Below are 25,481 nucleotides of genomic sequence, written 5' to 3' on the forward strand. Positions count from 1 at the left end.
GGGATTAACTCCACTTTCTAATGAGCATTCCTAAGCCCTGCAAAGCAACGACATGACAGAATGTGCGTTAGTGTGATGCACATGTTTTGGCGCGTTTAAATTGGCTTTACGCTTAGGGCTTTTTTTAGTCAAAATATGGCTTTTAAAAGCGCTACCACGCTTAATCAAGTTTTTTTTGACTTTAAAACGCTTGGACGCGCCGCGATTAGTCTTCATTTTTGGCATGATTTTCTCCTTTCATAAGGTTAATACGATTAAAAGGCGGGTTATTTTCTTTAGGTTTCTTTTCGTTTTTGGGGGCTTCTTTAGCCTTAGGCACAAACATCCACGAAACGAAACGCCCCTCGGTTTTTGGCTCTTTTTCAGGGTTGGCTAAATCTTGCATCATCGTTTGGACTCTCAAAAGCACATCAAGCCCAGCTTTTGAGTTTTGGCTCTCCCTACCCTTTAAAACCACTTTGAATTTGACATGCTTATTGGCTTCAATAAATTCTCTCGCATGCTTGACTTTGTAGTTAATATCGTTTTGCGCGATTTGAGTGGAAAGCTTGATCTCTTTGATTTCAATTTGCTTTTGCTTTTTCTTGGCTTCCTTGATTTTCTTTTCATTTTGGTAGCGGAATTTATTATAATCCATCACCTTACACACAGGGGGTTTCGCGCTCGCTGAAATCAAAACCAAATCCAAGCCTAAATTTTGAGCGATTTTTAGCGCTTCTTTAGAGGAAATAATCCCATACACTTCGCCATCATCGCCCACGCAACGCACTTCTTTAAAATTAATGTCTCCGTTTAACAACACTTCGCTTCTACTCAAAAACTAACCTCTTGCATCTTAGATTCAACCATGTTTAAAAACTCCTTTAAGGGCATTTTATATTGAGCTTGTTTTTCTCTGTCTCTAATGGATAGAATTTCGGTCTCCATTTCCTCATTCCCTAGAACTAAAATCATAGGGATTTTTTGCTTTTCGGCTAATCGCACCTTTTTATTCAAGCTGTCGTTTTTATCCAGCACTTCTACAAAAATATCGTGCTTTTTTAGTGCCTCTTTTAGTTTCAAAGCAAAAACATGATGCTCTTCATTAATAGGGATGAGAGCGATTTGAGTGGGCGCGACAAAGAAAGGGAAATTCCCCCCAAAATGTTCGCTCAAAATCGCAATGAACCTTTCAAACGAGCCTAAAATCGCCCTATGGATCATCACCGGCTGTTCAGCGTGATTGTGTTCATTAGTGAAAGCGAGCTTGAAGCGTTCAGGCAAATTCATATCCACCTGAATCGTGCCGCACTGCCACTTACGTTTCAAAGCATCGGTGATTTTAATGTCAATCTTAGGCCCATAGAAAGCCCCTCCCCCCTCATCAATTTTATAATCAATGCGATACTCTTTTAGGGCTTCTTTTAAAGCGTTAGTGGCCTTTTCCCAAACTTTATCATCGCCTATGGATTTAGCCGGCCTTGTGGATAATTCCATTTCATAGCTAAAATCAAACGCTTTCATGATTTTATGCGTAAAATCTAAAATCGCGCTCACTTCGCTTTGGATCTGTTCAAAAGAGCAAAAAATGTGTGCATCGTCTTGGGTAAATTCCCTAACCCTTAAAAGCCCATGCAACACGCCGCTTTTTTCATGCCGATGCACCACGCCGTATTCATAAAACCTTAAAGGCAAATCCCTATAGCTGTGTAAAGCGCTTTGATAAACTTTAATATGCCCCACGCAATTCATGGGCTTTATGCCGTATTCTTGCTCATCAATCGTGGTGAAATACATGTTTTCTTTATAGTTGTCATAATGCCCGCTGATTTTCCACACATCGCTTTTTAAAATCTCAGGGCCTTTAACCGGCTCATAGCCTCTTAAAAGTAACGCTTTGCTCAATAAATCTTCAATGCGTTTCCTAAGCCTTGCCCCTTTAGGCAGCCATAAAGGCAAACCCGCCCCTATCTCATCATCAAAGCTAAAAAGCCCTAGCTCCACGCCCAGCTTTCTGTGATCTCGTTTTTTCGCTTCTTCTATTTGGAAAAGATAGTCTTTTAAGCCCTCTTTGGTGGCAAAAGCGATGCCATAGATTCTAATGAGCATTTCATTGTTTTCATCGCCACCCAAATAAGCCCCGGCCAATTTAGTGAGCTTGAAATGGTTTAAAAAACGGGTGTTTGGGAGATGTGGCCCCTTACACAAATCTTCAAACTCGCCTTGTTTATACACGCCAAATATATCGCCGCTGATTTTACTCATCACCGCATGCTTTAATTCATCGCCCTTAAAACGCTCCAAAGCTTGCTCTCTGGTTAAAGTCTCTTTAGTGATAGCGAGCTTTGACTTCGCAAATTCTTTCATTTTCGCTTCAATTTTAGGCAAATCCTCTTCGCTGATTTTTGAAGAAATCTTAAAATCGTAATAAAACCCCTCTTCTACCACAGGGCCTACAAAAAATTTCGCGTCCGGATAAAGGGCTTTCAAGCTTTGCGCGAGCAAATGCGCACATGAATGCCTGATCACTTCTAAAGCCAAAGGCGAATCATCAAAATATATCGGCTCTGTCCCTTTTAACGCTTTAATCCCATCGCTCAGCCCTAAGACTTTCGCGCTCTCTAAATCTATTATTTGCTCGTCTTTATAAACAGCAATCAGTTCCGCACTCATTCTTTAAAACTTATGTTTCCTTTCTTCAAACCTTAAAATTTAGCAATCTTTTGATCCAAACCCGCATTGCACTTGCGAATCCACTTTCTCAGCTTTAGGGTCGCTCATAGGCTTTAAACACGCTTGTAAAAACACCATACAAAACAAATTCAATAACAACCGCCTATACAAAACTACCCTTTCTATATTCAAAAATACCTAACTAATCGCCTATTATACAATAAAATCATAAATCAAAAAGAATACACCCCTATTAGAAAGCTTAGAATACAAACTAGCTAAAACTAAAGCTCTATCATGCTATCATTCATTAATTGGATTTTTGTTTTAAAAGACTTAATGATAATTTTAAGGGAGTTTTGTGCGATATATCAAGTTTTTCAAAGAGTTGAACAATAAGAATGTGAATCTGGTTGGGGGCAAGAACGCTAGCATTGGTGAGATGTTTCAAGAATTAGTGCCAATTGGGATTAAAGTGCCTGATGGCTTTGCGATCACCAGCGAAGCGTATTGGTATCTTTTGGAGCAAGGGGGGGCTAAACAAAAAATCATAGAGCTTTTAGAAAATGTTGATGCCACCGAAATTGATGTGTTAAAAATCCGCTCCAAACAAATCAGAGAGCTTATTTTTGGCACGCCCTTTCCTAGCGATTTGAGAGATGAGATTTTTCAAGCTTATGAGATTTTAAGCCAACAATACCACATGAAAGAAGCCGATGTGGCGGTAAGGAGTTCCGCTACTGCAGAAGATTTGCCAGACGCTTCTTTTGCCGGGCAGCAAGACACTTATTTAAACATTAAGGGTAAAACCGAATTGATCCACTATATCAAATCCTGTTTGGCGTCGCTTTTTACCGACAGAGCGATTAGCTATAGAGCGAGTCGTGGGTTTGATCATTTAAAAGTCGCCTTGAGTGTGGGGGTGCAAAAAATGGTGCGAGCGGATAAAGGCAGTGCGGGCGTGATGTTTTCTATTGACACCGAAACCGGTTTTAAAGATGCGGTGTTTATCACTTCAGCGTGGGGGTTAGGTGAAAATGTGGTGGGTGGCACGATAAACCCTGATGAATTTTATGTGTTTAAGCCCACTTTAGAGCAAAACAAACGCCCCATTATCAAACGCCAGCTCGGCAATAAAACGCAAAAAATGGTCTATGCCCCAAGAGGTAGCGAACACCCTACCAGAAACATCAAAACCACCAAAAAAGAATGGCAGTCCTTTTCATTGAGCGATGAAGACGTGCTGATTTTAGCCAAATACGCCATTGAAATTGAAAAACACTACTCTAAAGAAGCCAAACAATACCGCCCTATGGATATAGAATGGGCTAAAGATGGCGATAGCGGGGAAATCTTTATCGTTCAAGCGCGCCCAGAAACCGTTCAAAGCCAAAAAAGTAAAGAAGAAAATCAAGTCTTTGAAAAATTCAAATTCAAAAACCCTAACGAAAAAAAAGAGATTATCTTACAAGGCAGAGCGATTGGGAGTAAAATCGGATCAGGGAAAGTGCGCATCATCAATGATTTGGAACACATGAATTCTTTTAAAGAGGGCGAAATTTTAGTTACGGATAACACCGACCCAGACTGGGAGCCTTGCATGAAAAAAGCGAGCGCGGTTATCACCAATCGTGGGGGGCGCACTTGCCATGCCGCTATTGTGGCTAGAGAAATTGGTGTGCCGGCCATTGTTGGGGTGAGCGGGGCGACTGATAGTCTTTATACCGGCATGGAAATCACGGTTTCTTGCGCTGAGGGCGAAGAGGGCTATGTGTATGCAGGCATTTATGAGCATGAAATTGAAAGGGTGGAGCTTTCTAACATGCAAGAAACTCAAACAAAAATTTACATTAATATTGGAAACCCTGAAAAAGCCTTTAGTTTTTCTCAGCTCCCTAATCACGGCGTAGGGCTGGCCAGAATGGAAATGATTATTTTAAATCAAATCAAAGCCCACCCCTTAGCTTTAGTGGATTTGCACCACAAAAAAAGCGTGAAAGAAAAAAATGAAATTGAAAACCTCATGGCAGGCTATGCTAACCCTAAAGATTTTTTTGTGAAAAAAATCGCTGAAGGCATTGGCATGATCAGTGCGGCGTTTTACCCTAAACCTGTCATTGTAAGAACGAGCGATTTCAAATCCAACGAATACATGCGCATGCTTGGTGGCTCTAGCTATGAACCTAATGAAGAAAACCCCATGCTTGGTTATAGGGGGGCTAGTCGGTATTATTCAGAGAGCTATAATGAAGCGTTTTCGTGGGAGTGTGAAGCCTTAGCGTTAGTGAGGGAAGAAATGGGCTTGACGAACATGAAAGTGATGATCCCCTTTTTGCGAACCATTGAAGAGGGTAAAAAAGTCCTAGAAATCTTAAGAAAAAACAATCTAGAATCCGGTAAAAACGGGCTTGAAATTTATATCATGTGCGAATTACCGGTGAATGTCATTTTGGCTGATGATTTCTTAAGCTTGTTTGATGGCTTTTCTATTGGCTCTAATGATTTAACCCAGCTCACTTTAGGCGTGGATAGAGATAGCGAATTAGTCAGCCATGTCTTTGATGAAAGGAATGAAGCGATGCTAAAAATGTTTAAAAAAGCGATTGAAGCTTGTAAAAGGCACAACAAATATTGCGGGATTTGCGGGCAAGCCCCAAGCGATTACCCTGAAATAACAGAGTTTTTAGTCAAAGAGGGCATCACTTCCATTTCTTTAAACCCTGATAGCGTGATCCCCACTTGGAACGCTGTAGCCAAGTTAGAAAAAGAATTGAAAGACCATGTCTTAACTGCGCATTGATAATGAAGGGGTTGATCTAACTTGAGTGGATTTTTTCGTATTAGTTTCCATAATTTAATTTTGATGGGTAAGATTGTTTTTTGAAAGGATTTAAATGCCTATTATAAGAGTTTTAGTAATGCTTGCAACAATGATGATGAAATTAGTGAAAACAGGAAAAACAAATAAAGTTGGCAAGAACACAAAGATGGCTAACACAAAGACAAATAAAGAGACTTATTTTAAACAAGTGAGTGCCATTACAAATGGGCTCAGATCAATTGGTGGGATTTTTACAAAAATTGTAAAGAAAGTTAGAGAACTTGTAAAAAAACACCCCAAGAAAAGCAATGCGGCATTAGTAGTATTGACCCATGTTGCATGCAAGAGGGCAAAAGAATTAGACGATAAAGTCCAAGATAAATCCAAACAAGCTGAAAAAGAGAATCAAATCAATTGGTGGAAATATTCAGGACTCACAATAGCGACAAGTTTATTATTAGCCGCTTGTAGTGCTGGTGATATTGATAAACAAATAGAACTAGAACAAGAAAAACAGGAGGCAAATAAGAGTGGGATAGAGTTAGAACAAGAAAGACAGAAAACAAATAAGAGTGAAATAGAGTTAGAACAAGAAAGACAAAAGACAGAACAAGAAAAACAAAAAGCAAATAAGAGTGAGATAGAGTTAGAACAGCAAAAACAAAAGACAATTAATACACAAAGAGATTTGATTAAAGAACAGAAAGATTTCATTAAAGAAACAGAACAAAATTGCCAAGAAAAACATGGCCAATTATTTATTAAAAAAGCAAGAATTAAGACCGGTATTACTACCGGTATTGCTATAGAAGTAGAAGCTGAATGCAAAACCCCTAAACCCACAAAAACCAATCAAACCCCTATCCAGCCAAAACACCTCCCAAACTCCAAACAACCCCGCTCTCAAAGAGGATCAAAAGCGCAAGAGCTTATAGCTTATTTGCAAAAAGAGCTAGAATCTCTGCCCTATTCACAAAAAGCTATCGCTAAACAAGTGAATTTTTACAGGCCAAGTTCTATCGCTTATTTAGAACTAGATCCTAGAGATTTTAAAGCTACAGAAGAATGGCAAAAAGAAAATCTAAAAATACGCTCTAAAGCTCAAGCTAAAATGCTTGAAATGAGGAGTTTAAAACCAGACTCACAAGCCCACCTTTCAACCTCTCAAAGCCTTTTGTTCGTTCAAAAAATATTTGCTGATGTTAGTAAAGAAATAGAAGCAGTTGCTAATACCGAGAAAAAAGTAGAAAAAGCGGGTTATGGTTATAGTAAAAGGATGTAGCGATTAAAACATTACACCAAGTTTTTAATGATCTGTCGGCTTTTGATTTTTTATGGTATTGTGGCGTTATTTGGTAATAAAAGAGAACCTTTTTAAAAGCTTAAGCTATCCCTAAAGTAAGGTAAAACTATGGGTTACCAATGGAGGTTAAAACGCGCAATAAAACTCCAAAGAGCCGACTTTTTTAATCGTGATTTGCTTATGGTTTAATAAAGTTTCTAAATGTTTAAAAGCGCTAGGCTCTAAGATTAGGGGGGCTTCTTCTGCGCTTAAAGGGCGCCTGGAAATTAAAGCGAGCAATTCGTCTATACCGCAAGAAATCAATTTTTTAGCTTGAGTAATGGATCGTTTAGGCAAACTCACGCAAAGCCCTTCAAAAAACAAAGAGCGTTCCAACAATTCATCTTCGCTTAATTTAGGGGCTTTAAAGCTTGAGGGCCTGTCTATGGTGCTTAAATCCACTCTGGCGGTATTGATTTTTTTTAAAAAGGCGGCGATGAGTTTTAAATTATTCGCGCTATCATTCACGCCCTTAATTAACAGCACTTCAGCCACCAGTTGCCCCTGATAGATTTGAGAAAAGCGCAAAATCCCCTCTAAAATCTTGTTAATGTCTTTAGAATAAGGCTTATCCACTCTTTCAAAGGCTTTCAAATCAATAGCGTCTAAAGAAAATTTAACGATGTCAAATTCCTTTAAGGCTTGCTGGACTTTTGGCTCATAAAAGAGTGAGCCGTTGCTTAAAATCAAGGTTTTAACGCCCTTTAAAAAAGGCTTGATGCTTTGGATAAGCTCTAATAAATGAGGGTATAGCGTGGGTTCGCCATTAGCGGTAATGGTTAAAACATCAATGGGGGTAGCAAGGTTGTTTAGGGCGTTTTGAATGGCGTTAATCAAGGTTTCCACTTTGATCACTTCTCCCATGTACTCAATGGGCTTGGCTTTACCCAACTCGCAATAAATGCAATTGTAATTGCATTGTTTTTTAGAGGGCGATAGATCCACGCCCAAAGACTTCCCAAAACGCCTGGATAAAACAGGCCCAAAAACGACAGGCGGATTTTCTTTAGCCATTATCTTCCTCTAAAAACACGCGTTCTTTGCATTTGATGCATTCATGTGCCTTTTTTTTGCGATACATTCTTTCACTCATCAAATAATGGCATTTTTCGCAACGCTTGTTGATGGGCTTATGGTTGGATAAAAAATTGCATTTAGGGTAGTTGTTACAGCCATAAAACGAGCCTTTCCTACTCCTTTTTAAGGCAATATCCCCTCCGCATTCTGGGCATTTCACGCCTTCTATTGTTTCTTTTGCGTTAGGGGTGTTTTTTAACGATTTGGTGTTTTTGCATTCAGGGTAGTTGTTGCAAGCTAAAAACGCCCCGTTTCTGCTGAATTTTTGCACCATTTCCCCTCCGCATTTTTCGCACAATTCTTGTGTGGCTCCATCGTGAGCGGTTTCAGTCTGTTTGACATATTTGCATTTAGGGTAATTATTACAAGCGATAAACTCCCCATAACGGCTATTCTTTTTGACTAATTCCCCCCCGCATTTAGGGCATGATTGGCCGGTTTTTTCATGCACTTTTTGAGAGATGATATTCTTTTTCCCGGCTTCAATTTTATCCATAAAAGGGTAGTAAAAGTCCTTTAAGACTTGCTGGTAGTCGGCTTTATTTTGAGCGATATTGTCCAGTTCTTCTTCTAAAGAAGCGCTGAATTTGGAATCCACGATTTCTTCAAAATGCTTTTCTAAAATTTCTATCACCTTAAACGCACTCTCTAAAGCGCTGATTTGCTTTTTTTCTACCTTGATGTAGTCTCTGTTTTGTAAAAGGGAAATCGTTGGGGCGTAGGTGCTGGGCCTGCCTATGCCTAAACTTTCTAAAACTTTAATCAAACTCGCTTCTGAATAGCGCGCTGGAGGCTCTGTAATATGGGCGTTGCTCTCTAGTTTTTCTAATTTAATGGGATCATTTTCTTTCAAATTAGGGAGCAATTTGTCCTTATCGTCATTGCCTAAAATTTTATAATAGCCATCAAAAAGGAGTTTTCTGCCACTCGCTTTAAACTCGCCTTTTTCGCAAGCCACAACCACGCTTTGGCTTTCAAAAAGAGCGTCTTGCATTTGAGAAGCTAAAAAGCGTTTGTAAATTAAAGTATAGAGCTTTAATTCTTCAGGCTTAAGGTAGTCTTTTAAAGCGTTTGGCTCTAAAATAATAGAAGTGGGCCTGATCGCTTCATGGGCTTCTTGGGCGTTTTTATTCTTGCTGGAATAGACTTTGGCTTTAGGGGGTAAGTAGTCTTTGCCATAGTCTTTTAAAATCTTAGCTCTCGCTTCTTCTAAAGCCTCTTTAGCGATATTCAAGCTATCGGTCCTCATGTAAGTGATCACTCCCATAACGCCTTGTGGGGTGGCTACGCCTTCATATAATTTTTGAGCGATACTCATGGTTTTTGTGGGCGAAAAGCCTAAAAGACTGGAAGCGCTTTGCTGTAAAGTGGAAGTCATGAAGGGGGGCGGTGTGGGGGATTTTTTAGATTTTTTAACGATACTAGAAATAATATAGCTTTCTTTTTCTAATTCGTTTTTAATCTCTTGAGCTTTTTTTCCATCAATAAGCTCTTGGGCTTTGAGTTTGTTGCCCTTATAGCTAATGAGTTGCGCTTCTAAATGCGGCTCAAAATAAGCGTCTAGCGTGAAGTAGGTTAAAGGCTTAAAGGCTTTAATCTCTCTCTCCCTATCAATCACAAGCTTTAAAGCCGCGCTTTGCACCCGCCCAGCGCTCAAACCTTTAGTGATTTTTGATGAAATCAACGAGCTGAGCTTAAAACCCACGATCCGATCCAAAAAGCGTCTGGCTTGTTGGGCATTGACCTTTGACATGTCAATTTGTCGTGGGGTTTTTAGAGCGTTTAAAATCGCATTTTGCGTGATCTCATGAAAAACAATCCTAGGATAGCTCTCTAATTTCCCCCCAATCAAACATGCCACATGATAGCCTATCGCCTCCCCTTCTCTGTCTTCATCGGTAGCGATGTAGGTGGTAGATGCCTTTTTAGAAAGCTCTATGATCTGTTTGACAAGCTCTTTATGATCTTTATCCACGACATAATTAGGAGTGAAGCCTGTTTCATCAATCTTAATGCCTAAAGCGAATTTGGATAAATCCCTAACATGCCCTTTAGAGGCAACAACTTCATAATTTTTATCCAAAAAATTTTTAATGGTTTTGGCTTTTGCGGGGGATTCTACGATAATAAGGTGCTTCATTGAACGCCTTTAATGGAATGTTTATACCTATTAATGAATGATTGTAGCATAGAATTTTGACTAAACGATTCATCAAACCATAAAATTCTATAACGGCGCTAAAAATCAAAGAGTTGGAACACCCTTTGCTTGACTAACAGCAAATATCTATGCAAAGGATGCAAACATGAGTTTTAGGATAAATACCAATATCGCCGCTTTAACTTCTCATGCGGTGGGGGTTCAAAACAACAGAGACCTTTCAAGCTCGCTTGAAAAGTTAAGCTCAGGGCTTAGGATCAATAAAGCCGCTGACGATTCTAGTGGGATGGCGATCGCTGATAGCTTAAGGAGTCAAAGCGCGAATTTAGGCCAGGCGATTCGCAACGCTAATGACGCTATTGGTATGGTTCAAACCGCAGATAAAGCGATGGATGAGCAAATCAAAATCTTAGACACCATTAAAACCAAAGCCGTTCAAGCCGCTCAAGACGGGCAAACTTTAGAAAGCCGAAGAGCGCTCCAAAGCGATATTCAAAGGTTGTTAGAAGAACTAGACAATATCGCTAACACCACAAGCTTTAACGGCCAACAAATGCTTTCAGGAAGTTTTTCTAACAAAGAATTTCAAATTGGCGCGTATTCTAACACCACGGTTAAGGCGTCTATTGGCTCAACGAGTTCAGATAAGATCGGGCATGTGCGCATGGAAACCTCTTCTTTTAGCGGTGCAGGCATGCTCGCTAGCGCGGCGGCGCAAAACTTGACTGAAGTGGGTTTGAATTTCAAACAAGTCAATGGCGTGAATGATTATAAGATTGAAACCGTGCGCATTTCTACAAGCGCTGGCACTGGGATTGGAGCGTTAAGCGAAATCATCAATCGTTTTTCTAACACTTTAGGCGTTAGGGCTTCTTATAATGTCATGGCTACCGGCGGCACTCCCGTGCAATCAGGAACCGTGAGAGAGCTTACCATTAATGGCGTAGAAATTGGAACCGTGAATGATGTGCATAAAAACGACGCTGACGGGAGGTTGACTAACGCGATCAACTCCGTCAAAGACAGGACAGGCGTGGAAGCGAGCTTGGATATTCAAGGGCGCATTAATTTGCACTCCATTGACGGGCGCGCGATTTCTGTGCATGCAGCGAGCGCGAGCGGTCAGGTTTTTGGGGGAGGGAATTTTGCAGGGATTTCTGGGACACAGCATGCGGTTATTGGGCGCTTAACCTTGACCAGAACCGACGCTAGAGACATCATTGTGAGCGGTGTGAATTTTAGCCATGTGGGCTTTCATTCCGCTCAAGGGGTGGCAGAATACACCGTGAATTTGAGAGCGGTTAGGGGTATTTTTGATGCGAATGTGGCTTCAGCAGCCGGAGCGAACGCTAATGGCGCGCAAGCGGAGACCAATTCTCAAGGTATAGGGGCTGGGGTAACAAGCCTTAAAGGGGCGATGATTGTGATGGATATGGCGGATTCTGCGCGCACGCAATTAGACAAGATCCGATCTGATATGGGTTCGGTGCAAATGGAATTGGTTACCACCATTAATAATATTTCTGTAACCCAAGTGAATGTTAAAGCGGCTGAATCTCAAATCAGAGATGTGGATTTTGCTGAAGAGAGCGCGAATTTTTCTAAATACAATATTTTGGCGCAAAGCGGGAGTTTTGCTATGGCGCAAGCGAATGCGGTGCAACAGAATGTCTTAAGGCTTTTACAATAACAGCCCTTGATTCAAAGGGGCGTTAGCCCTTTTTATCAGTTATTTTTATAAGTTAAAATGATGGATATTTATCAAAAAAACTTACAAGCTCTTTTCAAAAAAGACCCTCTTTTATTCGCAAAGCTCAAAGCCGTTAAAGAAAACAAAAAATACGAAGTGTTTTTAGGGAATGATAGCGCGAATTTCAACCTATTAGATAAAGAAACAAACACGCCCTTATTTGAAAAAAGCCCGCTAGATTCAAGCTTAGAGCTATACAAAAATAGCGAAATTTACATGCTTTATCCTTATTTGTATTATTTTGGCTTGGGTAATGGGGTGTTTTATCGCTTGCTTTTAGGCAATGGCAATTTAAAACGCTTGGTGGTCATTGAGCCTGAAATAGAAATTATTTTCATTGTGCTGAATCTCTTGGATTTTTCCACTGAGATTTTAGAAAATCGTTTGATTTTATTGCATGCAAGTTTTTGCAATTACAACATGATCGCTTCATTGTTTGATATGGATAAAAAGTCTCGTTTATACGCAAGAATGTATGATTTAAAACTTTTTAACGCTTATTATGAACGATACTCTCATCAAATGATAGAAATCAACCAGCATTTCACGCACGCTTTAGAACATGGCGCTATTAGCGTGGGCAATGACGCTAAAGACGCGCTCATAGGCATCAAACAGCATGCCGCTAATTTGCCTGAAGTCATCAAAAGCCCTAGTTTAGTGGATTTTGTGAGCGCTTTAAAAAACAGAGACACCGCTATTATTGTTTCAACTGGGCCCAGTTTGAACAAGCAACTCCCCCTTTTAAAAGAAATCGCTCCTTATGCGACGCTTTTTTGCATAGACGCTTCTTTCCCTATTTTAGCCAGAGCCGGTATCAAGCCTGATATTGTGTTGTCTTTAGAAAGGGTGGATTTAACGGCGAAATTCTATGAAGAAACCCCCTTAGATTTTCAAGAAGGCGTTATTTTTGCTCTGACTTCTATTGTGCATAAACGATTGATTCAAGCGATTAAAAAGGGGGTTAAGCAATTCAGTTTCCGCCCCTTTGGCTATACCAACCTTTTTGATTTGCACCAGTATGGTTATGTGGGCATAGGCATGAGCGCAGCGAACATGGCGTATGAATTAGTGGTGCATTCTCGTTTCAAAAGGTGCGTGTTTATTGGACAAGATTTGAGCTTTTCACAAAGCGGTAACAGCCACGCTAGTGGGGCGATTTATGGCGATAGAGAGATCAAGCCTAAAAAAGATAAAGACAAGATTTTTATAGAAAAATACGGAGGTAATGGGGAAGTAGAGACCACTTTAGTGTGGAAACTTTTCTTAGAATTTTTTGAAAAAGATATTTTTAACACTCCCTATAAACTAGAAGTCATTAACGCTACTGAAGGGGGGGCTAGGATTAAAGGGACTAAAGAAATGCCCTTTAAAGAAGTGTGCGAAAAAATAGACAAATCCAAGCCAAAGCCTCCTATCAATCTTGTTTATCCCACTCAATCAGAACAGGCTAAAAACTTAAAGATCGCTAGGCAAAAATGCGAAGAGATGATCGCATACGCCAATGAGAAAAAAACGCAAGTTGAAGAAGCGTTTCTAAAGGTGGCAGAATTTTTAGAAGAAGTGGAAAAGCTTCATGAAGAAAAAAAATTAGAAGAGTTGGATTTTGAAGAATTAGAAAATTTGAGCGCTGAAATTGATAACGTTAAAGAACTTTTTGACGACAAGCAATTCAATTCGTATTTTATGGATGCGATACAATCTTACATCTTCCACCAGGAATTGCACATCGCTGAAATCGTGTGTAAAAAAACGAATAATGAAGACGAATTAAGGGCTAAGCAATTAGAATACATTTACGTGCACAAATACTGGCTTTTTAGTTTAGCGGGTGGGATGGATTGCGTGATAGAAGCGATCAAAATGGCTTTGAAGGAATGGTAAAACCCCCCTTTTTTAAAAGCGTGTGCGTCTTTAAGCGTATGTGTCCAGGCTGGAATAAATTTCAGGGGTATTTTCGCCATCAACAAGGTTTTTCTCAACTTGGGATCTATCTTTAATCTCGCCGTCGTTATTGATAGCGTTTAAAGCTTGTAACCGGTCAAAATCAGGGGCGTTTGGTGCATTATCTTGGCTGAAACCATCTTGAATACTGCTTTGTTGTAAATCCTGCTCTGCTTGATTCCTATCCTTTATGGTTGCGTCATTATTGATATTGTTCAAGGTTTGGAGCTGTGTGAAATTAGGGGTGTAATGGGTGTTGATGGTCATGTTTTATCCTTTTTAGCTTTTTACACGCTCAATCGTGGATCATCATTATAGCAATAATCCATTAAATCGCCCAATCGTAAAACCTTGCATGAGTTTTCAATCAAATCAAAAACTTCCATGAGTTTAGAAAGCTCTCTGTGGTAGGCAAAAATCCCACACCCCTTAATGAAAACAAAATATTTTTTGCTCTCTTGTAATTGGTGTAAAATTTCTGTATTCGCTCTTTCTTGCCAGCTGTCATAGTCTTTGGGGTTAAAAATGGCGATTTCTTCGCCCAAAGAACGATACCCTAAATAATCCCTAGGGAGCAATCGGTTATGGCGCAAGGAATACGCCAAACTATAAGGAGGGCGCGCGTAAGCGATGAATTTAGCGTCCAAAAACTCCCTATACACGCTCGCATGAATGGGCGAATCCAAGCTCGCTTCTTTCCAACGGTAATCTATCTTGTCATGCAAGACCAGTAAGGTGTTTTCATTCAATTGATCAAAAACAGCGTTTCTTTTATTGATCACAAACTGGTTAGTGCCAATGCGCGCCGAAATGGAGCCTTGATAAAGCCCAAAAAAACCCTTTCTAAACATGGATAATGAAATGCTTTGGAGCGAATGAATCAGATTGCTGTCAATGCCTCTTGTGTGTGTGTTCATGTTTAGCATGATAACAAGTTTTTTTAATAAAAGGTATTAGTTGCCCAACAGATCTAAATTAAATCAACTCTATAAAAAATCCTAATTTAATGCTAGTAAATAAATTTAGTGATATAGACTAAAGTTTAAAGAAAAATCAGATAATTTTTATCACTTTTTCAAAACAAGTGATAGATTATTAACTTTTTGCGCTATAATGCGAGGGTTCTTTCATCAAGAATGGTGATTGACGAGATTTTTCAAATAATGATGTTAAGAAGAATTAAAGTAGGTTCTGATTTGAATAAAAAAGAGAGTTTGTTAGATGCGTTTGTTAAAACCTATCTGCAGATTTTAGAACCCATTAGCTCTAAACGCTTGAAAGAGTTGGCAAACTTGAAAATATCTTGTGCGACGATCAGGAATTATTTTCAAATCCTTTCTAAAGAGGGCATGCTTTATCAAGCCCATTCTAGCGGTGCTAGATTGCCCACTTTTAAGGCGTTTGAAAACTATTGGCACAAGTCGTTGCGCTTTGAAGTTTTAAAGGTGAATGAAAAACGCTTAAAAAGCGCGAGTGAAAATTTTGGGCTTTTTGTGCTGTTAAAAAAACCCAGTTTGGAGCGTTTAGAAAGAGTCATTGAGTGCGAAAAACGCTTTTTGATTTTGGATTTTTTGGCGTTTTCTTGCGCGCTGGGTTACAGCGTTAAAATGGAAAAGTTTTTATTAGAACTTGTGGGTAAAAGCGTTAAAGAAGTGCGCTTAATCGCTGCTTCTGTCAATGCGTTGAGTTTGGCCAAGCAATTAGAGCGTTTGGAGTATTCCAACACGCAAATCACACGCTTTAATCTGATGGGGTTAAAAACGCTTTTAAACAGCCCTTTATTTTTTGACATTTTAGGGGGTAAGGTTTTAGAGCGTTTCAAAAAGGGTTTGCATTTTATAGAGCCTGATTGCATGCTGGTAATACGCCCTATAGAATTTCAAAACGAGCGGATGCAACTGCTTTGCGTGGGGAAATTGGAATGCGATTATGAAGGGTTTTTTCAAACGATTTCTAAGGAGAAATAATGAAAGATGAACACAACCAAGAACACGATTTAAGCCAAAAAGAGCCAGAGTCTTATCAAAACGCTTGCGCTTGTAAAGAACAACAAGGTGAAGAAAAGCAAGAAGCGAGCGAAAAAGAAGGCGAGATTAAGGAAGATTTTGAGCTTAAATATAAAGAAATGCACGAAAAATATTTAAGAGTGCATGCGGATTTTGAAAATGTGAAAAAGCGCTTAGAAAGAGACAAGAGCATGGCGTTAGAGTATGCGTATGAAAAAATCGCATTGGATCTGTTGCCAGTGATTGATGCGCTTCTTGGGGCTCATAGAAGCGCTGTAGAAGTGGATAAAGAGAACGCTTTAACCAAGGGCTTGGAGCTTACGATGGAAAAGTTGCATGAAGTTTTGGCAAGGCATGGCATTGAGGGGATTGAATGCTTAGAAGAATTTGATCCTAATTTCCACAATGCGATCATGCAAGTCAAAAGCGAAGAAAAAGAAAACGGGAAAATCGTGCAGGTTTTGCAACAGGGTTACAAGTATAAGGGTAGGGTTTTGAGGCCGGCAATGGTGAGCATTGCTAAAAACGATTAAAACATTTATTTTAATAAGAAAGGATAACGCATGGGAAAAGTTATTGGAATTGATTTAGGGACAACCAACTCCGCAATGGCGGTTTATGAAGGCAATGAAGCAAAGATTATTGCGAATAAAGAGGGTAAAAACACCACTCCTTCTATTGTGGCTTTTACGGATAAGGGCGAGATTTTAGTGGGCGAGAGCGCCAAAAGACAAGCGGTAACCAACCCAGAAAAAACCATTTATTCTATTAAAAGAATCATGGGCTTGATGTTTAATGAAGATAAGGCTAAAGAAGCTGAAAAACGCTTGCCTTATAAGATTGTGGATAGGAATGGGGCTTGTGCGATTGAGATTTCGGGTAAAGTTTATACCCCTCAAGAAATTTCAGCCAAAATTTTAATGAAGCTCAAAGAAGACGCTGAAAGTTATTTAGGCGAGAGCGTTACGGAAGCGGTGATCACCGTTCCTGCTTATTTTAACGACAGCCAAAGGAAAGCGACTAAAGAAGCCGGCACGATTGCAGGGCTTAATGTTTTAAGGATCATCAATGAGCCTACCAGTGCAGCGTTAGCTTACGGCTTGGATAAAAAAGAGAGCGAAAAAATCATGGTTTATGATTTGGGTGGGGGGACTTTTGACGTTACCGTGTTAGAAACAGGCGATAATGTCGTGGAAGTTTTAGCCACAGGGGGCGATGCGTTTTTAGGGGGCGATGATTTTGACAATCGTGTGATCGATTTCTTAGCGGCTGAGTTTAAAAGTGAAACGGGCATTGAGATTAAAAACGATGTGATGGCGTTGCAACGCCTGAAAGAAGCGGCTGAAAACGCTAAAAAAGAACTGAGCTCTGCGATGGAGACTGAAATCAATTTGCCCTTTATCACAGCGGACGCTACCGGGCCTAAACACTTGGTTAAAAAACTCACTAGGGCTAAATTTGAAAGCCTGACAGAAGATCTCATGGAAGAAACGATTTCTAAAATTGAAAGCGTGATCAAAGACGCGGGGCTAACCAAAAACGAGATTTCAGAAGTGGTGATGGTGGGCGGCTCCACTCGTATCCCTAAAGTCCAAGAAAGGGTGAAAGGGTTTATCAACAAAGAGTTGAATAAAAGCGTCAATCCTGATGAGGTCGTAGCGGTGGGAGCGAGCATTCAAGGGGGCGTGTTAAAAGGCGATGTGAAAGATGTGCTTTTATTAGACGTTACGCCTTTAAGCCTTGGGATTGAAACTTTAGGGGGCGTGATGACTAAAGTGATTGATAGAGGCACGACTATTCCTGCGAAAAAATCTCAAGTGTTCTCAACCGCTGAAGACAACCAGCCCGCCGTGTCTATCATGGTTTTACAAGGCGAAAGGGATTTGGCAAGGGATAATAAATCGTTGGGTAAATTTGATTTGCAAGGCATCGCTCCCGCTCCAAGAGGCATGCCGCAAATTGAAGTAACCTTTGATATTGACGCTAACGGGATTTTAACCGTGTCAGCGCAAGACAAAAATACCGGCAAAAGCCAAGAGATTAAAATTTCTGGCTCTAGTGGGTTGTCTGATAGCGAAATTGAAAAAATGGTGAAAGACGCTGAATTGCACAAAGAAGAAGACGCTAGGAAAAAAGAAGTGATTGAAGCGAGAAACCATGCCGATAGTTTGGCGCACCAAACCCAAAAGAGCCTTGATGAGCATAAAGCAAATTTGAATGAAAACGACGCTAACGAGATCCAAAACGCCATTAACGCCCTTAAAGATTGCATCAAAAACGATAACGCTACTAAAGCGGAGCTTGAAGACAAAACCAAATCATTAGCGCAAGCGGCTCAAAAATTAGGCGAAGCCATGGCGAATAAAAACAACGCCGAGCAACCCAAGAAAAAAGACGATGACGTGATTGATGCGGAAGTGGAATAAAAACGCTTTTAAAATTTCTTTCAAGCGGGCGGTTTTAATCAAAACCCGCTTGCTTTCCTCATTTTCATCAATGGGATACCGATTGCAAAATCTAAAAAATAGCGTTTTTAATCCAAATATCAAAGCTTGGTTTTAATCAAGCGATAGCTTTTCAAGACTTATTTTAAAAAGCGTTGGTGGATTTTAGGAAAATCCCTTATGAGAGAGTTCTTTTTGGTATGAGGGTGTTTCTCAATGGCTTGCGCTAGATGGCTCTAATTCAAAACACGCAGTGGGGATTTGATTAAATTCATTAGCAAAGCGTAAAAAATCGTTGGTAATGTTTTCAAGATCGGCTTCTAAATAGTCATAGAGCTTTTGATAGCATGCGTTTTCAATAACGATCTTATCATACGCTAGGCATTTTTGACACTCTTTTTCCCCATTCTCCTCTATGGATCGACCTATGCAAAGATAAAACTTTCTTGGATCGTTGCGCCAATAGTAAGCAAGCCAAATATAAAAACCTTTTTTTTGGGGTTGGTTTCTTATCATTGACAAACCCTTCCCCTAAAATATCCTGACGGCAAAAAGCGATGGATGGCTTATGGGATAAGTTCCCAGAGCCAAGACTGATTTTACACGCATAACCCCATGGCGCTAAAAACTTGTTCAGCCCGTTTTGGCATGAACCATACTTTGGTATTTTTGGAGTTCTGCCTGTTTGTTTTTCCTCTTGCATTTTAGCGTCAATTGACGCTACAAATTCTCTTAACAAGTCCTGAAACGCTTTTCTTTGCTCCTCATTCCATTCTATTTTTTTCATATCAACTTCTCAATCCATCTTAATAAGCCAACATTTTACCCTTAATTTTACTCCATTTAATGAGTTTAGGCATAATCGCAAAATTGAATTTTATTGTTTGTTATAGGAGGAATGATGATTATCACCACAATGCAAGACGCCATAGGCCGCACTCCCGTTTTTAAATTCACTAACAAGGATTACCCCATTCCGTTAAATTCCGCCATTTACGCCAAACTGGAGCATCTAAACCCGGGAGGGAGCGTTAAAGACCGCTTAGGCCAATACCTCATAAAAGAAGCGTTTAGAACGCACAAAATCACTTCCACAACGACCATTATTGAGCCTACTGCAGGTAATACCGGCATCGCTCTAGCCTTAGTGGCAATCAAGCACCATCTCAAAACCATCTTTGTTGTCCCGGAAAAATTCAGCACAGAAAAACAACAAATCATGAGGGCTTTGGGGGCTTTAGTGATCAACACGCCTACTAGTGAGGGGATTTCTGGCGCCATTAAAAAAAGTAAAGAGCTAGCCGAAAGCATCCCTGATAGCTATTTGCCCTTGCAATTTGAAAACCCTGACAATCCTAACGCTTACTACCACACCCTAGCCCCTGAGATTGTCCAAGAATTAGGCACAAATTTTACGAGCTTTGTAGCCGGGATAGGGAGCGGAGGCACTTTTGCTGGCACGGCTAAGTATTTGAAAGAACGCATCCCTAATATTCGCTTGATTGGGGTGGAGCCGGAGGGTTCTATTTTGAATGGGGGAGAGCCTGGACCTCATGAGATTGAGGGCATTGGCGTGGAGTTCATTCCTCCTTTTTTCGCAAACTTGGATATTGATCGTTTTGAAACGATCTCAGATGAAGAGGGTTTTAGCTATACTAGGAAGTTAGCCAAGAAAAACGGCTTATTAGTGGGGAGCTCTAGCGGTGCCGCTTTTGCGGCAGCCTTAAAAGAAGCACAACGCCTCCCTGAAGGCAGCCAGGTTTTAACCATTTTCCCGGACATGGCCGATCGTTATCTTTCTAAAGGTATTTATTCATGAATTCATCAAAAGGAAAAACCATGCGCATGCAAACCAAATTAATCCATGGGGGCATTAGCGAGGACGCCACAACGGGGGCAGTGAGCGTGCCTATTTATCAAACTTCCACCTACCGCCAAGATGCCATAGGCCGCCACAAGGGCTATGAATACTCTCGCTCAGGCAACCCCACACGCTTTGCTTTAGAAGAACTCATCGCCGATTTAGAAGGGGGGGTCAAGGGGTTTGCTTTTGCCTCTGGTTTAGCAGGGATTCACGCCGTTTTTTCTCTCTTGCAATCAGGCGATCATGTGTTATTGGGCGATGATGTTTATGGGGGGACTTTCCGTTTGTTCAACAAGGTGCTTTCTAAAAACGGGCTTTCTTGCACCATTATAGACACTAGCGATCTATCCCAAATCAAAAAGGCTATCAAACCCAACACCAAAGCCCTTTATTTAGAAACCCCTAGTAACCCCTTGCTTAAAATCACGGATTTAGCGCAATGCGCTGGTGTCGCTAAAGATCATGGTTTGCTCACTATCGTGGATAACACCTTTGCCACCCCCTATTATCAAAACCCGCTTCTTTTGGGGGCAGACATTGTGGTGCATAGCGGCACAAAATACTTAGGCGGGCATAGCGATGTGGTCGCTGGGCTTGTAACCACCAATAATGAAGCGCTAGCCCAAGAGATCGCTTTTTTCCAAAACGCTATCGGTGGGGTTTTAGGCCCTCAAGACAGCTGGCTGTTGCAAAGAGGGATTAAAACGCTAGCATTGCGCATGCAAGCCCATCAAAAAAACGCTCTTTGCGTGGCTGAGTTTTTAGAAAAACACCCTAAAGTAGAAAGGGTTTATTACCCGGGTCTTCCCACTCACCCTAATTACGAGCTAGCCAAAGCCCAAATGCGTGGCTTTAGCGGGATGCTCTCTTTCACCCTCAAAAATGACAGCGAGGCGACTCTTTTTGTAGAAAGCCTTAAATTATTCATTTTAGGCGAGAGTTTGGGCGGGGTGGAAAGCTTGGTGGGGATTCCGGCGTTTATGACCCATGCGTGTATCCCTAAAGTGCAACGAGAAGCCGCAGGGATCAGAGATGGTTTGGTGCGCTTGTCTGTGGGGATTGAGCATGAACAGGATTTGTTAGAAGATTTAGAGCAAGCGTTCGCTAAAATAAGCTAAAGTTTTTATTATAATCTATAAACTAAAGGAGTTAAAAACATGAAAATGAATGTAGAGAGTTTTAATTTGGATCACACCAAAGTCAAAGCCCCTTATGTGCGTATCGCTGATCGCAAAAAGGGCGTTAATGGGGATTTGATCGTCAAATACGATGTGCGCTTCAAACAGCCCAACAAAGATCACATGGACATGCCAAGCTTGCATTCTTTAGAGCATTTAGTCGCTGAGATTATCCGTAACCATGCTAGTTATGTTATAGATTGGTCGCCTATGGGTTGCCAAACGGGATTTTATCTCACGGTGTTAAACCATGACAATTACACAGAGATTTTAGAGGTTTTAGAAAAGACGATGCAAGATGTGTTAAAGGCTACAGAAGTGCCTGCCAGCAATGAAAAGCAATGCGGTTGGGCGGCTAACCACACTTTAGAGGGTGCTAAGAATTTAGCGCGCGCTTTTTTAGACAAACGCGCTGAGTGGTCTGAAGTGGGGGTTTGATTGGTTTGGGGAATGATTTTCACTCCCCTACTCCCTTATCTTTACCCGTTTTAGCGTTACATTCCAATCAAAAACCATCGTATCAGTGTTAATATTATGTAAAAATTAATGTTATGAATTTCTTGTATTAGAAGGATTTCAATGAAAAAATTGGTTTTAGTCATCTTTTTAACGCTAACGCTTTCAATATCTGCAAAAGAAGTGAAAATCGTGTTTTTAGAAACTTCAGACATTCATGGGCGGCTTTTTTCGTATGATTATGCGACTGGCGAGCAAAAACCCAATAATGGCTTGACAAGGATTGCGGCTTTAATCAAAAAGCAGAGGGCTGAAAATAAAAATGTGGTTTTGATTGACAGCGGGGATTTGTTGCAGGGTAATAGCGCGGAGTTGTTTAATGATGAGCCTATCCACCCGCTAATCTTAGCCGAAAATGATTTGAAATTTGATATTCGTGTGCTTGGGAATCACGAGTTCAATTTCAGTAAAGATTTTTTAGAGAAAAATATCAAGGGGTTTAATGGCGATGTCGTGAATGCGAATATTATCAAAATTGCGGACAATAAGCCGTTTGTGAAGCCTTATATGATTAAAAAAATTGATGGCGTGAGGGTGGCGGTTGTGGGGTTTTTGGTGCCGCATGTCCCAACTTGGGAAGCCTCTACGCCTGAACATTTTGCAGGATTGAAGTTTTTGGACGCTGAAGAAGCGTTAAAAAAGACCTTGAAAGAGTTAAAAGGGAAGTATGATATTTTGATTGGTGCTTTTCATTTGGGGCGAGAAGATGAGAAAGGTGGCGATGGGATACCCGATCTGGCGAAAAAATTCCCACAATTTGACATTATTTTTGCAGGGCATGAGCATGCGGTTTATAACACCAAAATAGGAAAGGTGCACACCATTGAGCCTGGAGCGTATGGGGCTTATCTGGCAAAAGGCGTGGTAATATTTGATACCAAAACGAAGAAAAAAATCGTAACGACTGAAAATTTACCCACAAAAGGCGTGCCAGAAGATGAAGAATTAGCGAAAAAATACGAATATGTGGATAAAAAATCAAAAGAATACGCTAATGAAGTTGTCGGCGAAGTTACAAAAACCTTTATTGACAGGCCTGATTTTATCACAGGAGAAGAAAAAATCACCACGATGCCCACCGCCGCATTGCAAGAAACACCGGTGATAGAATTGATCAATAGAGTCCAAAAATATTACGCAAAAGCCGATGTTTCAGCGGCAGCCTTATTTAATTTTGGGGCGAATTTGAAAAAAGGGCCTTTCAAAAGAAAGGATGTCGCTTATATTTACAAGTTCGCTAATACGCTCATTGGGGTGCATATCACGGGTGAAAACCTGTTGAAATACATGGAATGGTCATACCGATTTTACAACCAGTTGCAACCGGGCGATTTGACGATCAGTTTTAATGAAAATGTTCGCGGCTATAACTTTGACATGTTTTCTGGCGTGAAATACCAAGTTGATGTTACCAAACCCGCCGGGCAAAGGATTATTAATCCGACAATTAACGGAAAACCCATTGATCCCAAAGCAACATATAAATTAGCGATCAATAATTACCGATTCGGAACATTATCCACGACTTTAAAGCTGGTTACAGACGCTGATAGGTATTATGATTCTTACGATGAGTTACAAGATAACGGGCAAATACGGGATTTGATCATCCAATACATCACGGAAAAAAAAGGTGGGAAGGTAACCCCTGAACTAGAACATAACTGGGAAATCATCAACTACGATTTCAAAAACCCGTTGCTAAAAAAATTGGCAGAAAAATTAAAAGAGGGGAGCATCAAAATCCCCACTTCAAAAGACGGGAGGACTTTGAACGTCAAATCCATTAAGGAAAGTGAAGTTGAATAAGATTTTTTATTTTTATTATTTTGTTTTTAAGCCTAACTTAAAAAAGGGTGTTCTATAATCCTAGATTGTTGGTTTTTCACTTTGTTAGCGGTTTTCAAACAACCGGATTTTAATTTTGTTTTGCGCCACTCATTTTTCTGGGGGGGGGGGGTGCATTTAGAAGCTGAACTCTCAAATTAGGGTTTGACTTAAAAATGATTTATTAGGAGATAAATGATGTTTGCTTCAGTATTTGCTTCGCTAGGGACTCGTATCATGTTTGTCGTGCTAGCCGCTCTTTTGGGTTTAGGGGGGGTTTTTATTGGTTTTGTAAAGGTTATGCAAAAAGATGTGTTAGCGCAACTCATGGAGCATTTAGAAACCGGGCAATACAAAAAGCGTGAAAAAACGCTCGCTTACATGACAAAAATTATTGAACAGGGCATTCATGAGTATTACAAAGATTTTGACAATGCTATTGCAAGAAAAATGGCACTAGATTATTTCAAACGCATCAACGACGATAAGGGCATGATTTATATGGTGGTGGTGGATAAAAACGGGGTGGTATTATTTGATCCAGTCAATCCTAAAACCGTGGGCCAATCAGGGCTTGACGCTCAGAGCGTTGATGGGGTGTATTATGTTAGGGGGTATTTGGAAGCGGCTAAAAAAGGGGGAGGCTACACTTATTATAAAATGCCTAAATACGATGGAGGCGTGCCGGAGAAAAAATTCGCCTACTCGCATTATGATGAGGTGTCTCAAATGGTGATCGCAACGACTTCCTATTACACTGACATTAACACAGAAAATAAAGCGATTAAAGAAGGCGTGAATAAGGTTTTTAATGAAAACACCACAAAACTATTCCTTTGGATACTGACAGCGACGATAGCGTTAGTGGTTTTGACGATCATATACGCTAAATTGAGGATCGTGAAACGCATTGATGAACTGGTCCTTAAAATCAACGCTTTTAGCCATGGGGATAAGGATTTGAGGGCCAAAATTGATGTGGGTGATCGCAACGATGAAATTTCGCAAGTGGGCCGTGGGATCAATTTGTTTGTGGAAAACGCCCGCTTGATTATGGAAGAGATTAAAGGCATTTCCACTTCCAATAAAACTTCAATGGATAAATTAGTCCAAATCGCGCAAGAAACCCAAAAGAGCATGAAAGATTCCTCAACCACCTTAAATTCCGTAAAAAATAAAGCCACGGATGTAGCGAGCATGATGAATGCTTCCATAGAGCAGTCTCAAGGGTTAAGGAAGCGTTTGATTGAAACGCAAGGGTTGGTCAAAGAGAGCAAGGATGCAATTGGGGATTTATTTTCTCAAATCACAGAGAGCGCGCACACTGAAGAGGAGCTCTCTAGCAAAGTGGAGCAGCTAAGCCGTAACGCTGATGATGTCAAATCCATTTTGGATATTATCAATGATATTGCCGATCAAACGAATCTATTAGCCCTAAATGCCGCTATTGAAGCTGCAAGAGCCGGCGAGCATGGCAGAGGCTTTGCGGTGGTGGCTGATGAAGTTAGGAATTTAGCCGGGCGCACTCAAAAGTCTTTAGCCGAAATCAATTCCACTATCATGGTGATTGTCCAAGAAATCAATGCCGTAAGCTCGCAAATGAATCTCAATTCGCAAAAAATGGAGCGCTTGAGCGATATGAGTAAAAGCGTGCAAGAAACTTATGAAAAAATGAGTTCTAATTTAAGCTCAGTCGTATTAGACAGCAATCAAAGCATGGACGATTACGCCAAATCCGGACACCAAATTGAAGCTATGGTAAGCGATTTTGTGGAAGTGGAAAAAGTGGCTTCTAAGACTTTAGCCGATTCTTCAGATATTTTAAACATCGCTACGCATGTGAGCGAAACGACCATGAATTTAGACAAACAAGTGAATTTGTTTAAAACTTAATCAGGA

At 40.5% G+C, this 25,481-nt stretch carries 20 protein-coding genes and 1 pseudogene; 12 read left to right on the forward strand and 9 right to left on the reverse strand.

What is annotated here, in order from left to right; translation table 11 throughout:
* Positions 1-30 precede the first annotated feature (30 nt).
* The 4 genes from rpmI to EXS92_RS08065 are packed head-to-tail and all read right to left on the reverse strand — an operon-like array spanning position 31 to position 2,823.
* A complete protein-coding gene (gene rpmI / locus EXS92_RS01775; RefSeq protein WP_001125542.1) occupies positions 31-225 on the reverse strand; it encodes a 50S ribosomal protein L35 in 195 nt (64 codons plus the stop codon).
* Positions 206-817 (reverse strand): translation initiation factor IF-3, encoded by a 612-nt coding sequence (gene infC, locus EXS92_RS01780; protein ID WP_000091340.1) that lies wholly within the window; start codon positions 815-817, stop codon positions 206-208. The genes rpmI and infC overlap by 20 nt, the downstream gene beginning before the upstream one ends.
* On the reverse strand, positions 814-2,652 hold the full coding sequence (gene thrS, locus EXS92_RS01785) for a threonine--tRNA ligase (RefSeq protein ID WP_165515362.1): 1,839 nt from the start codon (positions 2,650-2,652) through the stop codon (positions 814-816). The genes infC and thrS overlap by 4 nt, the downstream gene beginning before the upstream one ends.
* Before the next feature lie 39 nt (positions 2,653-2,691).
* Positions 2,692-2,823, reverse strand: a complete 132-nt coding sequence (locus EXS92_RS08065; RefSeq protein WP_001871589.1) for a hypothetical protein — start codon at positions 2,821-2,823, stop codon at positions 2,692-2,694.
* Between the two features lie 190 nt (positions 2,824-3,013).
* Between EXS92_RS08065 and ppsA the strand changes: the two genes are divergently transcribed.
* Positions 3,014-5,452, forward strand: a complete 2,439-nt coding sequence (gene ppsA, locus EXS92_RS01790) for a pyruvate, water dikinase (protein WP_165515363.1) — start codon at positions 3,014-3,016, stop codon at positions 5,450-5,452.
* A 136-nt stretch (positions 5,453-5,588) separates the two neighbouring features.
* A complete protein-coding gene (locus tag EXS92_RS01795) occupies positions 5,589-6,755 on the forward strand; it encodes a DUF874 family protein (protein WP_165515538.1) in 1,167 nt (388 codons plus the stop codon).
* A gap of 147 nt (positions 6,756-6,902) precedes the next feature.
* Here EXS92_RS01795 and EXS92_RS01800 read toward each other — a convergent pair whose 3' ends face one another.
* Complete coding sequence (locus EXS92_RS01800; protein WP_165515364.1) at positions 6,903-7,829, reverse strand: radical SAM protein; 927 nt, start codon at positions 7,827-7,829, stop codon at positions 6,903-6,905.
* Entirely contained in the window at positions 7,822-10,032 is a 2,211-nt protein-coding gene (gene topA / locus EXS92_RS01805; protein ID WP_165515365.1) for a type I DNA topoisomerase, read from the reverse strand. The genes EXS92_RS01800 and topA overlap by 8 nt, the downstream gene beginning before the upstream one ends.
* A 166-nt stretch (positions 10,033-10,198) precedes the next feature.
* Here topA and EXS92_RS01810 point away from each other — a divergent pair, with 166 nt between their 5' ends.
* Together EXS92_RS01810 and EXS92_RS01815 are read left to right on the forward strand one after the other, a co-directional pair.
* Positions 10,199-11,743 (forward strand): flagellin B, encoded by a 1,545-nt coding sequence (locus EXS92_RS01810; RefSeq protein ID WP_000010011.1) that lies wholly within the window; start codon positions 10,199-10,201, stop codon positions 11,741-11,743.
* A 60-nt stretch (positions 11,744-11,803) separates the two neighbouring features.
* Positions 11,804-13,687, forward strand: a complete 1,884-nt coding sequence (locus EXS92_RS01815) for a motility associated factor glycosyltransferase family protein (protein ID WP_165515366.1) — start codon at positions 11,804-11,806, stop codon at positions 13,685-13,687.
* A gap of 30 nt (positions 13,688-13,717) precedes the next feature.
* On the opposite strand, the gene EXS92_RS01820 is transcribed toward EXS92_RS01815, so the two are convergent.
* Both EXS92_RS01820 and EXS92_RS01825 read right to left on the reverse strand, forming a co-directional pair.
* Positions 13,718-14,014 (reverse strand): hypothetical protein, encoded by a 297-nt coding sequence (locus EXS92_RS01820; protein ID WP_079340351.1) that lies wholly within the window; start codon positions 14,012-14,014, stop codon positions 13,718-13,720.
* A 20-nt stretch (positions 14,015-14,034) separates the two neighbouring features.
* Positions 14,035-14,673, reverse strand: a complete 639-nt coding sequence (locus tag EXS92_RS01825; RefSeq protein WP_165515367.1) for a class II aldolase and adducin N-terminal domain-containing protein — start codon at positions 14,671-14,673, stop codon at positions 14,035-14,037.
* A 210-nt stretch (positions 14,674-14,883) separates the two neighbouring features.
* Between EXS92_RS01825 and EXS92_RS01830 the strand changes: the two genes are divergently transcribed.
* From EXS92_RS01830 to dnaK, 3 genes are read left to right on the forward strand one after another with little or no spacing between them, the layout of a single operon-like run.
* Positions 14,884-15,714: an HrcA family transcriptional regulator gene (locus EXS92_RS01830; protein ID WP_165515368.1), complete on the forward strand. Its 831-nt coding sequence runs from the start codon at positions 14,884-14,886 to the stop codon at positions 15,712-15,714.
* Positions 15,714-16,286 (forward strand): nucleotide exchange factor GrpE, encoded by a 573-nt coding sequence (grpE, locus tag EXS92_RS01835; protein WP_165515369.1) that lies wholly within the window; start codon positions 15,714-15,716, stop codon positions 16,284-16,286. Before EXS92_RS01830 ends, grpE begins: the two co-directional genes overlap by 1 nt.
* A 30-nt stretch (positions 16,287-16,316) precedes the next feature.
* A complete protein-coding gene (gene dnaK / locus EXS92_RS01840; protein WP_165515370.1) occupies positions 16,317-18,179 on the forward strand; it encodes a molecular chaperone DnaK in 1,863 nt (620 codons plus the stop codon).
* Positions 18,180-18,410: 231 nt separating this feature from the next.
* Here the strand turns inward: dnaK and EXS92_RS01845 are convergent.
* A pseudogene (locus EXS92_RS01845) lies at positions 18,411-18,984 on the reverse strand (hypothetical protein).
* A gap of 114 nt (positions 18,985-19,098) precedes the next feature.
* Here EXS92_RS01845 and EXS92_RS01850 point away from each other — a divergent pair.
* From EXS92_RS01850 to tlpB, 5 genes are all read left to right on the forward strand, one after another.
* Complete coding sequence (locus EXS92_RS01850) at positions 19,099-20,016, forward strand: O-acetylserine-dependent cystathionine beta-synthase (RefSeq protein ID WP_165515371.1); 918 nt, start codon at positions 19,099-19,101, stop codon at positions 20,014-20,016.
* 20 nt (positions 20,017-20,036) lie between these two features.
* Entirely contained in the window at positions 20,037-21,179 is a 1,143-nt protein-coding gene (locus EXS92_RS01855; protein WP_165515539.1) for a cystathionine gamma-synthase, read from the forward strand.
* A 39-nt stretch (positions 21,180-21,218) separates the two neighbouring features.
* Positions 21,219-21,677 (forward strand): S-ribosylhomocysteine lyase, encoded by a 459-nt coding sequence (locus tag EXS92_RS01860; protein ID WP_165515372.1) that lies wholly within the window; start codon positions 21,219-21,221, stop codon positions 21,675-21,677.
* A 141-nt stretch (positions 21,678-21,818) separates the two neighbouring features.
* Complete coding sequence (locus EXS92_RS01865) at positions 21,819-23,564, forward strand: bifunctional metallophosphatase/5'-nucleotidase (RefSeq protein WP_165515373.1); 1,746 nt, start codon at positions 21,819-21,821, stop codon at positions 23,562-23,564.
* A gap of 213 nt (positions 23,565-23,777) precedes the next feature.
* Positions 23,778-25,475, forward strand: coding sequence for a methyl-accepting chemotaxis protein TlpB (gene tlpB / locus EXS92_RS01870; RefSeq protein WP_165515374.1), 1,698 nt, complete (start codon positions 23,778-23,780; stop codon positions 25,473-25,475).
* The last annotated feature ends 6 nt before the right edge of the window (positions 25,476-25,481 follow it).

This window comes from Helicobacter pylori (assembly GCF_011175115.1).
In the GTDB taxonomy this organism is placed as follows: domain Bacteria; phylum Campylobacterota; class Campylobacteria; order Campylobacterales; family Helicobacteraceae; genus Helicobacter; species Helicobacter pylori_DF.